We start from the raw sequence: 12,975 nt of genomic DNA on the forward strand, positions 1-12,975 counted from the left end.
CAGCTGGACCCGGCCCGGCTCAGGTCTTGAGGCGGTAGCCGGTCTTGAACACCCAGCGGATGGCCAGCACGCAGGCGAGCATGAACGCTGCCGTCATGCCGATGCTCAGTGTCACGCTGACATCGGACACGCCGTAGAAACTCCAGCGAAAGCCGCTGATCAGATAGACCACCGGATTGAGCAGCGCGATCTTCTGCCACAGCGGCGGCAGCATGCTGATCGAGTAGAAGCTGCCACCGAGAAAGGTCAGCGGCGTGACGATCATCAAGGGCACGATCTGCAGTTTCTCGAAGCCGTCCGCCCAGATGCCGATGATGAAGCCGAACAGGCTGAAGGTCACGGACGTCAGGGCCAGAAATGCGAGCATCCAGAACGGATGGGCGATCTCGTAGTGCACGAACACGCGCGCGGTCAGCAGGATCAGAAAGCCGAGCATCACCGATTTGCTGGCTGCGGCACCGACGTAGCCGAAGATCACTTCCCGGTACGACACCGGCGCCGACAGCAGCTCGTAGATGGTGCCGGTGAACTTCGGCATGTAGATGCCGAACGAACCGTTGGAAATGCTTTCGCTGAGCAGCGACAGCATCACCAGTCCGGGAATGATGAAAGCACCGTAACTGACGCCGTCGATCGCGCCGATCCGCGAGCCGATCGCGGCGCCGAACACGACGAAGTACAGCGAGGTCGACAGTACCGGCGAGGCGATGCTCTGCGTCAGCGTGCGGAAGGTGCGCGCCATCTCGAAACGGTAGATCGCGCGGATCGCGTGGGTGTTCATGATTTTTTCTTCACCAGGCTGACGAAGATGTCTTCCAGCGAACTTTCACTCGACTGCAGGCTCTTGAAGTCGATGCCGTGCTCGTTGAGCCGGCGCAGCATCGCGCCGATGCCGGTCTGCTCGCCCTGCGCGTCGAAGGTGTAGGTCAGCGCGCCGCCGTCGGCCGACAGCTCCAGCGCATAGTCGGACAGCGCGTCCGGTATCCGTTCCAGCGGCGCCTGCAGGTTCAGGGTCAGCTGCTTCTTGCCGAGCTTGGCCATCAGCGCGGTCTTTTCCTCGACCAGCACGATCTCGCCGTGATTGATGATGCCGATGCGATCGGCCATCTCCTCGGCTTCCTCGATGTAGTGCGTCGTCAGGATGATGGTCACGCCGCTCTCGCGCAGCTTGCGCACCATCTGCCACATGTCGTGACGCAGTTCGACGTCGACGCCGGCGCTGGGTTCGTCGAGGAACAGGATTTCCGGTTCGTGCGACAGCGCCTTGGCGATCATCACGCGCCGCTTCATGCCGCCGGACAGCGTCATGATCTTGGCGTTCCGCTTGTCCCACAGCGACAGGTCGCGCAGGACTTTCTCGATGTAGGCGGCATCGCGCGGCTTGCCGAACATGCCGCGGCTGAAATTGACCGTGGCCCAGACCGTTTCGAAGGCGTCGGTCGAGATTTCCTGCGGCACCAGGCCGATCTTGGTGCGTGCGGCGCGAAAGTCGCGAACGACGTCATGGCCCGCTGCCTCGACGGTTCCCAGGCTGGGATTGACGAGTCCGCAGGTGACGCCGATCAGCGTGGTCTTGCCGGCGCCGTTGGGTCCCAGCAGCGCGAAGATCTCGCCGCGATGGATCTCGAGATTGACGTTCTTGAGTGCCTGGAAGCCGGACGCATAGGTCTTGGTCAGCCCCCGTATCGAAATAACCGGTGTCACGCGAACTCCTGGAGTGCCGGCACGCATCCTAAGGCCTGCCGGGGCGATGTGTCGTGGATATCGTGCGGGTCGCCGACGTGCTCTCTGGGGGCATCCGGCCGTGACACAAGTCCGCCGGCGGTCCCGCAGCGACTGTTCGCCACCGGGCCGCAGGCGTAGTCTGCGAAGCTGCCGGCAGCGACGACGCAGCGCAAGCGGAGGCGCCATGGATCGAAATGCGGTCACGCTGGAAGCCGTACGCGGGGCCCGAGCCGGGGCCTGGGAGTATGTGCGTGCGGATGAACTGGGCGTTCGGCATCGATGGCGCTTTCGGGCGTCCCCCGAACTGCGCGCGCTGCTGGGCCTCGCCGAGCACGAGCTGGCGCATGACGATGCCGATTCCTGGCTCAAGCTGATCGAGCCGTCCGATGCCGCCGCGTTCAGTGAAGCGCTCGAGCAATGCCTGCACGGCTTCAGCAGGGTGTTCGACGTCATCTTCCGCGCACGGCATCGCGACGGCAGCGTCCGCACGCTCCACGCCCGTGCGAGTGTGCCGGCCGGGAAGGCGGGTTCGCTCAAGCGCCTGGCCGGACTGACGACCGACATCACGGATTTCCTCGCCGGTCGGCAGCGCGCCGAGCTGATCGCCAGCGTCTTCGACTCGGCCGTCGGCGGCCTGCTGATCTGCGACGAGGCGCATCGCGTGGTCGAGGCGAACCGCACCGTGACGCAGATGAGCGGCCGGTCGGCGGTCGAGCTTTCCCGGCTGACGCTCGAACAGCTGCTGTTCGCGAATGCGTCCGCGGAGGAGATCGACGATGCCTGGACCAGCGTCGCGCGGCGTGGGGTCTGGATCGGCCGCGTCGCGGGCCGCCGGCGCGACGAGACGCCGTATCGCTTCGAGGTGCGGATGGCGGCGGCCGGTGGCGAAGGCGGCCCGCGGCACTATGCGGTCCTGATCTTCGATCTCGACACGCTGGACGCGCAGGTGCCGATCACCTCGGCCGCGCCGGAGAACGTCCCTCCCGAAGACGGCAACGAACTGCGCGGCCTGATCGACATGGCCATCAAGAGTGCCGTCAATCTGCGCCGGGGGCTCACGGTCCTCGTACTGGCGATCGACCGCTTCGACGCCCTCATCGAGGCGTTCGGTCGGCGACGCACGGCGAAGGTCTTGGAGGCCTGCGTGCGGCGGCTCGCGCGGCTCAATGACGCCACGCTGCTCTGCAGACAGTCGCAGAGCGATCGTCTTGTTCTGGTCGTCGCCGATCTCATCGAGCAGCGCGACATCGAGCAGGCATTCGGCCGAATCCTCGAGATCGTCGGTCGCGACATCGCCGTTGACGGCCATGCCGTGCGGCTGCTGGTCAGTGCCGGGGCATCGGTCTTTCCGCTGGACGGTGTCAATGCCGACCTGCTGCTGCAGCACGCCGAGAGTGCGCTGGGTGTCGCACGCCGGCAGGGGCGCGGTGCCTGTCTGCGGATCTACGAACCCGAGCTCGGTGACTATGCCTCGGACCGGATTCACATCGAGGAAAACCTGCGCAAGGCGCTCAAGCTCGGCGCATTCGAATGCCACCTGCAACCGAAGGTGCGGCTGGAAAACCGGCGCTGGTTCGGTGCGGAAGCCCTGGTCCGCTGGCGCATCGGCGATACCTGGATCGCGCCGAGCCGGTTCATTCCGATCGCCGAAGACAGCGGCCTGATCAAGGATCTCGGCCGCTGGGTGCTCTGGGAAGCCGCCAGCCGGATCGCGATCTGGCGTCGCGAAGGCCTGATCGGCAAGGATTTCCGGGTTGCCGTCAATCTGGCCGGAGCGCAGATCGAAAGCGAGCTGTCGCGAACCGTGCGCGCGGTGCTGGGCTACACGCAGCTGCCGAGCCGCGCGCTGATGCTGGAGATCACCGAGACGGTCATCATGCAGAACCCGCAGGAAACGCGGAAAGTCATCGACGAATTGCGCGGCTTCGGTGTCGGCTTCGCGCTCGACGATTTCGGCACCGGCTACACGTCGATGAGTCAGCTGCAGTCACTGGCGATCGACGAGATCAAGATCGATCAGAGTTTTGTTCGTGCACTGCCGGACGATCCGAACTCCGAGGCGATCGTGCGATCGCTGATCACGCTTGGAAACGGCCTGAAGCTCGACGTGATTGCAGAGGGCATCGAAACCGAGGTGCAGTGCGCGGCATTGATGAAACTGGGCTGCCGGCTGGGTCAGGGCTTCCTGTTTTCGAAAGCCCTGCCGTTCGACTCGTTCGAGCGTGCCCTGGCCGAGCAGCGCGAAGCCGATGCCGCGCACGAAAACGGCGCGCGTTTCGGCGGGCGTGCCGACTAGCGCGGCGGCAACTCAGTCGGCGCTGTAGGCGCTGGCGAACGACCAGATGACGTTGCTGGCGTCGATGTCCTGGCTGGTCGTGCCGATGATCGGCACCGGCAGGTATTGCCAACCGCCGGGCCAGGCATGGCCGCCGCCGTTGACGGTATAGAGGCGCACTTCCTTGCCGCTGCCGCAGCCGGCATTGCGCAGCAGGTCGACGGTCGTGCCGTCATTGCTGGTATCCGGCAGTTGCGTCGTCATCGCCGCGGAGGGCGTGCAGTTGTGCAGCGTCTCCCAGAACGCGTAGGCGTCGGTGGCGGACATGGTGCCGAGGCGGCTGCCGTCGTACGGCACGATCGGATCGGCCGTTCCGTCGATGAACAGGATCGGTCGCGGCTGCGCCGGTGCGCAGACGCGTGACAGGTTGTTGCTCAGGGTGCCGGCGACCAGTGCCACCGCGGAGACCAGATCGGAACGCTCGCAGGCGAAGCGCTCGGTCATGAACGCGCCGTTCGACAAGCCGCTGATCGCGATGTGCCGCGCATCCACTTCGAAATTGTGGGTCAGGACGTCGATCACGGCCGCCAGGAAACCGACGTCGTCGACGCCGTTCGAAAAGCCCGGGTCATCGTTCCAGGTGCCATTCAGCGCTTCGGGCAACACCACCCAGTTGCCGGTGGCGGCAACGAGATCGGCCGCATAGCTGATATTGGCCTGGTTCTCCGCAGTGCCGCCGTTGCCGTGCAGCATCAGGAGCACGGCGGCATCGGCATAGGCCGTCGCCGGCCGGACGATCAGGAAGCGCCGGCTCTCGCCGTCGTACGTGAAGCCGACGTCGACGGCGGCCGTGCCCTGCGCGAGCGTCAGGTAGTGGCCTTCGACACGAATCACGGTGTGGGCGAGCCAGGGTCCGGCCAGCTGCGCAGTGCCGACCAGGAGATCGCCGACCGGGCTGGTGACCGTGCCGGAAATGTCGGCGAGGGTGCGGACGACGCTGCCGCTGGTGTTTTCGAGCAGATTCGCAGTCTGTCCGAGCAGCTGCGCCTGCGCCGACGCGGCGACCAGCGCGAGCCCGCACAACAGGGAAAGGCGGACGCCGAAGCGTGAAGAACGACGCTCATTCATGGTCATCTCCCCGGTGTGCATGACATTGCGACACGGCCCGCCGCCGCCTGCGTGCCCACAGATGCGCGGCGGCCCCTGAACGACGGATGAACGACCACGGCGAACGCTCAGGGTTGTTCCGGGTCTGCCTGCCAGCCGCCGCCGAGCGCCTGGATCAGCGCGACCGCCGTGGTCTGGCGATCGAGCGCGGCCTGCACCAGCGCGCGACGCGCGCTCAGGGCAGAGGCCTGCGCGGTGACGACGTCGCTGAAGCCGACCGTACCGGCGCGGTATTGATTGAGCAGCACTTGCTCGTTCTCATCGGCGATCGTCGAGGCCTGCTGGCGCAAGGTGTATTGACGCTCGAGCACGCGCGTCGCCGTGAGCTGATCTTCGACATCCTGGAACGCGGTCAGCGTCGTTTGCCGGTAATTCGCGACCGCCTGATCGTAGGAGGCGCGCGCGCCGGCGACGCGGGCGCTGCGCGCGCCGAAGTCGAGCAGGGTCTCCGCCGCCGATGCGCCGATCGACCAGACCAGCGTCGAGGCGTCGAACAGATCGTGCAGGGCCGATGCCGAGCTGCCGTAGGACCCGCTCAGGCTCAGGCTCGGAAACCATGCCGATTGCTGGATGCCGACCTCGGCATTGGCGGCGGCCACCTGTCGCTCGGCGGCGGCGATGTCCGGCCGGCGCTGCAGCAGGGTCGACGGCACGCCGACCGGTACCTGCGGCACCACGCCGTTCCAGTCGGCGGCGGGCAGCGAGAAATCGGCCGGCGCCTTGCCGAGCAGCACGGCGATCGCATGTTCAAGCTGCGCGCGCGTGCGCTGCAGGCCTTCGAGGTCGGCCTGCGTGCTGTACAGCTGGCTTTGCGCACTGAGCATGTCGCTGCGCGGCGCGACGCCGACCTTGTAGCGATTCTCGGCGATCGTTTCGGCGCGTCGGTAGCCATCCAGCGTTTTCTGCAGCAGCACGATCTCCGCATCGGCTTCGCGCAGTGACAGATAGTTGGTGACCAGTTCACCCTGTGCGGACAGCGTGGCGGACGCCAGATCGGCGGCACTGGCTTGCAGACTGGCATTCGCGTTTTCAAGCGTGCGCCGCAGTCGTCCCCAGACGTCCGGTTCCCAACTCGCACCGATGCTGGCCTGATAGGTTGTGCGGACGCGACTGCCGCCAGTGGTGATGGTGCTGCCTGTGTTGACGACGGTTCCGGATGATTTCGATCCCGAGCGCGTGGCGCCGGCGTTCAGATCGATGCTCGGGAACAGCGATGCGCGCTGTTCGCGCACCGTGGCACGCGCCTGTGCGTACGCGGCCTGCGCCGCGGCGACGTTCTGGTTGGAGACCACGACCTGCTGCGCCAGCGCGTCCAGCGTCGGATCATCGAACAGCGACCACCAGGCGCCACGATCAAGCGCATCGCCCGGCTGCGCCGGCTGCCAGTCGCCGATTTCCTTGTAGGCGGCGGGTGTCGACAGCGGCGGACGGTGGTAGTCGGGTCCGGCTGCGCAGGCGCCGACCAGAACGGTCAGGGCGGCGGCAACGCCGGCACGAGAGATCGGGATGAAACGGTTCATGACGCGATTCCCTGCGATTCGATGCCGGCCGCGCGGCTCAGCGAATGTTCGTCGCTGCGCCGGCGGCGCAGGCGATCGAGGTAGACGTAGACGACCGGTGTCGTCAGCAAGGTCAGGATCTGGCTGGCGATCAGGCCGCCGATGATCGCCACGCCCAGCGGTTGGCGCAGCTCCGAACCTTCACCGAAGCCGATCGCCAGCGGCAGCGCCCCGAGCGCGGCCGCCATCGTCGTCATCAGGATCGGCCGGAAGCGCAGCAGGCAGGCTTCGCGCACGGCTTCGATCGCCGATACGCCGCGTGCGCGCTGGGTCTCCAGCGCGAAGTCGATGATCAGGATCGCGTTCTTCTTGACGATGCCGATCAGCAGGAACACCGCGATCAGCGCGATCAGCGAGAAGTCCATGTGAAAGATCAGCAAGGCCAGCACCGCGCCGACACCCGCGGACGGCAGCGTCGACAATACGGTCAGCGGATGCACGTAACTCTCGTACAGCACGCCGAGTACCAGGTAGACGACGACGATCGCCAGCCCGATCAGCAGCGGCTGCTGGCCCTGCGAGTCCTGCGCGGCGCGGGCCGTGCCTTCGAAGCTGCCGGAGATCGAGGTCGGCATCGCAATCCGGGCCTCCGCCTGGCGCACGGCGTCCTCGGCGTCGGAAAGCGCGACGCCGTCGGCGGCATTGAAGGAGATCGTGGTCGCGACGGCCGCGTCCTGATGGCTGATCGAACTCGGCGTTGCGCGCTCGGAAAAATGCGCGATCGCCGACAGCGGCACCATGGGCGTCACCGCCGTGCTCAGCACCGTGCCGCTCGACGCATCGCGCAGTCCGGGATCGGCGGCGTCGGCCTTCGTGGTCGTGTCGCCGGTCGAGACTTTCGCCGGCACGTAGACATCGTTGAGCGCATCGGCGCTTTGCGCATAGCGCGGCGCGACTTCGAGAATCACGCTGTACTGGTTCAGTTCCTCGTAGATGGTCGAGGCGGTGCGCTGACCGAAGGCGTTGTAGAGCGCGTTGTCGATGTCCTTGGCGCTGATGCCGTAGCGCGCGGCGGCGTCGTGATCGATGCTGACGAATTCCTCGACGCCACGATCCTCCTGATCGGTGCTGACGTCCTCGAGCTGCGGCTGCAGTTTCATCGCATCGGCGAGCCGGGTCGTCCAGCTTTTCAGCTCGGCAATGTCGTCGCCCTTGAGCGTGAACTGGTAGTTGGCGTTCGACTGGCGGGCGCCCATGCGCAGGTCCTGGATCGGCGACAGGAAGGTATTGACGCCGCTGATCAGGCCGAGCGGCGCGCGCAGCCTGGCGATCACTTCCTGGCCGCCGACAGTGCGCTGCGACTTCGGCTTGAGCTGCACGAGCAGAAAGCCGCCGCCGGCGCGCGAGCCGCCGGTGAACGCGATCACGGTGTCGACGGCCGGGTCCTTGCGGATCGTGTCGACGATGGCCTTGAGCTTGGTCGACATCGCCTGGAACGAAATGCTCTGGTCGGCCTGCAGCCCGCCCATGATGCGGCCGGAATCCTGCTGCGGGAAAAAGCCTTTTGGCACGGCGATGAACAGATAGACGTTGAGGACGATGATCGCGAGCAGCGACAGCAGCACCAGCGGTCTCGCCGCCAGCGCCCAGTCGAGGCTGTGCTCGTAGGTTTTCAGCAGACGCGTGAAGCCGGCCTCGAAGAAGCGCGCGATGCGGCCGGGCTGCGCCGGCGTCTCGCCGCCGCGCAACAGCAATGCACACAGCATCGGCGTGGTCGTCAGCGAAATGACCAGCGAGATCATCACGGACACCGACAGCGTTACCGCGAACTCGCGGAACAGACGGCCGGCCTGACCGCCGAGGAACAGCAGCGGAATGAACACTGCGATCAGCGACAGGCTGATCGCCAGCACCGTGAAGCCGACCTCGCGCGCGCCCAGCAGTGCCGCCTGCACGCGACCCATGCCGGCTTCCAGATGGCGGCTGGTGTTTTCGAGCACGACGATGGCGTCGTCGACGACGAAGCCGGTGGCGATCGTCAGCGCCATCAGCGACAGATTGTTCAGCGAAAAACCGAGCGCATACATCACGCCGAAAGTGCCGAGCAGCGATACCACGGTGGCGATCGCCGGTACGATGGTCGCGCGCACATTGCGCAGGAAGGCGCTGACGACGAGCACGACCAGCAGCACCGAGATCAGCAGCGTGATCTCGATTTCGTGCAGCGACGAGCGGATCGAATTGGTGCTGTCGGTCGCGATCTGCAGCTTCACGTCGTTCGGCAGCTCGGCCTGCAGCTCCGGCACCAGCGCGCGAATTGCGTTGACCGTTTCGATGACGTTGGCGCCGGGCTTCTTGCGCAACAGCACGACCACCGCCGGCGAGCCGTTGAACAGGCCGAGCGTGCGAAGGTCCTCCGGGCCGTCGCTGATTTCGGCGACATCGCCGAGCCGGATCGGTGCGTCGTTGCGCCAGGCGACGACCAGACGCTTGTAGTCTTCGAGATTGCGACCGCTGGTGGCGGTGTAGATCTGGTAATGCTTGCCGTCGCCTTCGAGCGCGCCTTTCGGGCGATTGGCATTGGTCGCTTCGATTGCAGCGCGCACGTCCTCGAGGCTGATGCCGTAGCGGTTGAGCTGGAACGGGATCAGGTCGACGCGGATCGCCGGCAGCGAACCGCCGCCGATCTCGACATCGCCGACGCCGGCGACCTGCGCCAGCCGTTGCTCGACCTCGTTCGAGACCGCCTCGAAGATCTGCTGCGGCGTGCGGGTTTCCGAGCTCAACGCCAGCACCACCATCGGCGCGTCCGAAGGATTGGCCTTGCGATAGCTCGGATTGCTGCGCAGCGTGGCCGGCAGGTCGGCGCGCGAGGCATTGATCGCGGCCTGCACTTCGCGTGCGGCGCTGTCGATGTCGCGGTTCAGATCGAACTGCATGGTCACGCGCGTCGAGCCGGCGGAGCTGCGAGAGGTCAGTTCGTTGACGCCGGCGATGATGCCGAGCCGCCGTTCCAGCGGCGTCGCGACGCTGGTCGCCATCGTCTCGGGGCTCGCGCCGGCGAGGCTGGCGCTGACCGAGATCACCGGAAAATCGACATCCGGCAAGGGTGCGACCGGCAGCGCGAAGAAACCGGCGACACCGGTCAGCGCGATGCCGATCGTCAGCAGCACCGTGCCGATCGGTCGCCGCACGAAGGGCGCGGACAGGTTCATGCCGGGTCGGCCACCGTGGCGATCGTGCCCGGCCGATCGTCCGCGCGTCCGGCAAGGCGCTCGAACATCAGGAAGATCACCGGTGTCGTGAACAGCGTCAGCAGCTGGCTGACGAGCAGGCCGCCGAAGATTGCGATGCCCAGCGGCTGACGCAGCTCGGCGCCTTCACCGAAGCCGAGCATCAGCGGCACGGCCGCGAACATCGCCGCCAGCGTCGTCATCAGGATCGGCCGGAAGCGCAGCAGCGCCGCCTGGTGGATCGCATCGCGCGGCGACAGGCCTTCATGACGCTGCGCATCGAGCGCGAAGTCGATCATCATGATCGCGTTCTTCTTGACGATGCCGATCAGCAGGATGATGCCGATGATGCCGATCACGCCGAGATCGTTGCCGGTGATCATCAGCGCGAGCAGCGCGCCGACGCCGGCCGATGGCAGTGTCGAGAGGATCGTCAGCGGATGCACATAGCTTTCGTACAGCACGCCGAGCACGATGTAGACGCAGACCACGGCGGCGAGGATCAGCCACAGCTCGTTGGCCAGCGAGGACTCGTAGGCACTGGCGGCGCCGAGAAACGTCAGCGTCACGCTGGCCGGCAGCTTGAGTTGCGTGGCGGTGTCGCGGATCGCGTCGACCGCGCTGCCCAGCGACACGCCGGGTGCCGTGTCGAAGCCGATGGTCGCCGCCGGGAACTGCGCGACGTGCGTGATCTGCAACGGTGCCTGCTGCTCGCGCACGCTGGCGAACGCCGACAGCGGCGTTGCGCCGCCGGCGGCCTGCAGATGCAGCAGGCCGAGATTGTCCGGATTGGTCAGCAGCCCCGGCTTGCCTTCGAGGATCACGCGGTACTGATTGGTCTCCGTGAAGATCGTCGACACGATGCGCTGGCCGAACGCGCTGTACAGCGCATCGTCCAGCGACGACGCGGTGATCGACAGCCGCGCGGCCGTGTCGCGGTCGAGATCGACGAACGCGGCCGGACCCATCGCGCCGGCATCGGTGACGACGTTGCGTACGCGCGTGACATCCTGCAGCGCAGCGGCCAGCTTCTGCGCGCTGTCGTTGACGATCTGCGTGTTCGAACCCTCGAGCGAAAGGCGGTACTGGGTCGGCCCGGTTTCCGCGTCGATCGTCAGATCCTGGGTCGGCTGCAGGTACAGCTGCATGCCGGGGATCGCGGCAACGCGCGTCTGCAGGCGCGCCATGATGTCGTCCTGCGAGCCGCTGCGATCGCGTTTCAGATTGATCAGCATGTGGCCGGTGTGCAGCATCGTGTTGTTGGCGCCATCGACGCCGATGAACGAGCTGAGGTTGTCGACCGCGGGATCGTCGAGGATCGCCTTCGCGGCCTGCTGCTGCAGCGTTGCCATGCGCGCGAACGACACCGAATCGGCGGCCTGCGTGCGCGCCTGCAGCTGGCCGGTGTCCTGCGTCGGAAACAGGCCCTTGGCGATCACCAGGTACAGGATCGCCGTCAGCACGAAAGTCGCCAGGGCGATCAGCAGCGTCAGGCGCTGGCGCGCGAGCACCCATAGCAGGCCGCGTTCGTAGCGCGCGACGAGGCGATCGAACAGTGCCTGCACGCGCGCGCCGAGTCCGTGCATGCCGGTGTCGATGCGCAGCCAGCGCGCCGACAGCATCGGCACCAGCGTCAGCGACGCCACCGCCGAGATCAGGATGGTCAGCGCCAGCGTCACCGCGAATTCGCGGAACAGGCGGCCGATGACATCGCCCATGAACAGCAACGGGATCAGCACGGCGATCAGCGAGAACGTCAGCGAGATGATCGTGAAGCCGATCTGCTGCGCGCCTTTGAGTGCGGCGCTTATTGGTGGCTCGCCCTTCTCGATGTAGCGCGTGATGTTCTCGATGGTGACGATCGCGTCGTCGACGACGAAACCGGTGGCGATCGTCAGCGCCATCAGCGAGAGATTGTTGAGGCTGTAGCCGAGCAGGTACATCGCGCCGCAGCTGCCGATCAGGGAGATCGGTACGGCGAGGCTGGCGATGATCGTCGCCTGCAGGCTGTGCAGGAAGAAAAAGATCACCAGCACCACCATCACCACAGCGAGCAGCAGTTCGATCTGCACATGCGAGACCGACGCGCGGATGCCGGTCGTACGGTCGGCGAGCACGTCGACCGACACGGACGCCGGCAGCGTTGCCTGCAGGTCCGGCAGGCGTGCCTTGATGGCATCGACCGTCTTGATGACATTCGCGCCGGGCTGGCGCTGGACGTTGAGGATGATCGCCGGTTTGGTGTTCGCCCAGGCGCCGAGCTTGACGTTCTCGGCGCTCTCGACGATGTCGGCGACGTCGGACAGGCGCACCGGTGCGCCGTTCTTGTAGGTGACGATCAGGTCCTTGTAGTCGTCGACGGTTTCGAGCTGGTCATTGGCATTGATCGAGTAGGACCGGCTGGGGCCGTCGAAGCTGCCCTTGGCGCTGTTGGCGTTGGCGTTGGAGATCGCCGTGCGCACGGCGCTGATCGTGATGCCGTACGCGGCCAGCGCCTGGGTGTCGACCTGCACGCGCATCGCCGGCCGCTGACCGCCGCTGAGCGTGACCAGGCCGACACCGTCGACCTGGCTGATCTTCAGGGCGACGCGCGTGTTGACGAGGTTCTGCACCTCGGTCAGCGGCAGCGTGTCCGAGGTGATCGCCAGCGTCAGCACCGGCGCGTCGGCGGGATTGACCTTGGCATAGACCGGTGGCGCCGGCAGGTCGGCCGGCAGCAGCGCATTGCTTTCGTTGATCGCCGCCTGCACCTCCTGTTCGGCGACGTCGAGTGCGATGCCGAGTGTGAACTGCAGCGTGATGGTCGAGGCGCCGGCGGCGCTGATCGAGCTCATGCGCTGCAGGCCGGCCATCTCGCCGAGATTGCGTTCCAGCGGCGCGGTGACGGTCTGGCTCATCACTTCCGGACTGGCGCCCGGATACTGGGTCTGCACCTGGATCGTCGGATAGTCGACCTGCGGCAAGGCCGAGATCGGCAGGAAGCGCAGGCCGATCAGACCCGACAGCACGATCGACACCATGAACAGAGCGGTTGCGACCGGCCGCTGGATGAAGGGACGCGAAGGATTCATGGTGC

General features: G+C 66.2%; 7 protein-coding genes. 1 reads left to right on the top strand and 6 read right to left on the bottom strand.

Translation table 11 applies throughout. The annotated features are described in order from the left end of the window. Positions 1-19: 19 nt before the first annotated feature. A complete protein-coding gene (locus G7Y85_RS18130; RefSeq protein ID WP_166260796.1) occupies positions 20-781 on the bottom strand; it encodes an ABC transporter permease in 762 nt (253 codons plus the stop codon). Further along, complete coding sequence (locus tag G7Y85_RS18135) at positions 778-1,704, bottom strand: ABC transporter ATP-binding protein (protein WP_166260799.1); 927 nt, start codon at positions 1,702-1,704, stop codon at positions 778-780. Before G7Y85_RS18135 ends, G7Y85_RS18130 begins: the two co-directional genes overlap by 4 nt. Positions 1,705-1,909: 205 nt before the next feature. On the opposite strand from G7Y85_RS18135, the gene G7Y85_RS18140 reads away from it, so the two are divergent. After that, a complete protein-coding gene (locus G7Y85_RS18140; protein ID WP_166260802.1) occupies positions 1,910-4,021 on the top strand; it encodes a putative bifunctional diguanylate cyclase/phosphodiesterase in 2,112 nt (703 codons plus the stop codon). Positions 4,022-4,033: 12 nt separating this feature from the next. Here the strand turns inward: G7Y85_RS18140 and G7Y85_RS18145 are convergent, their stop codons facing one another. The 4 genes from G7Y85_RS18145 to G7Y85_RS18160 all read right to left on the bottom strand — a co-directional run bounded on the left by G7Y85_RS18145 (position 4,034) and on the right by G7Y85_RS18160 (position 12,970). Then, a complete protein-coding gene (locus G7Y85_RS18145; protein WP_241696265.1) occupies positions 4,034-5,128 on the bottom strand; it encodes a CE1 family esterase in 1,095 nt (364 codons plus the stop codon). Between the two features lie 107 nt (positions 5,129-5,235). After that, positions 5,236-6,687 (bottom strand): efflux transporter outer membrane subunit, encoded by a 1,452-nt coding sequence (locus tag G7Y85_RS18150; protein ID WP_166260805.1) that lies wholly within the window; start codon positions 6,685-6,687, stop codon positions 5,236-5,238. Then, positions 6,684-9,881, bottom strand: a complete 3,198-nt coding sequence (locus tag G7Y85_RS18155; RefSeq protein ID WP_166260810.1) for an efflux RND transporter permease subunit — start codon at positions 9,879-9,881, stop codon at positions 6,684-6,686. Before G7Y85_RS18155 ends, G7Y85_RS18150 begins: the two co-directional genes overlap by 4 nt. Further along, positions 9,878-12,970: an efflux RND transporter permease subunit gene (locus G7Y85_RS18160; RefSeq protein WP_166260813.1), complete on the bottom strand. Its 3,093-nt coding sequence runs from the start codon at positions 12,968-12,970 to the stop codon at positions 9,878-9,880. Before G7Y85_RS18160 ends, G7Y85_RS18155 begins: the two co-directional genes overlap by 4 nt. Between the last annotated feature and the right edge of the window lie 5 nt (positions 12,971-12,975).

This window comes from Solimonas terrae (assembly GCF_011067135.1).
Lineage (GTDB): Bacteria > Pseudomonadota > Gammaproteobacteria > Nevskiales > Nevskiaceae > Solimonas > Solimonas terrae.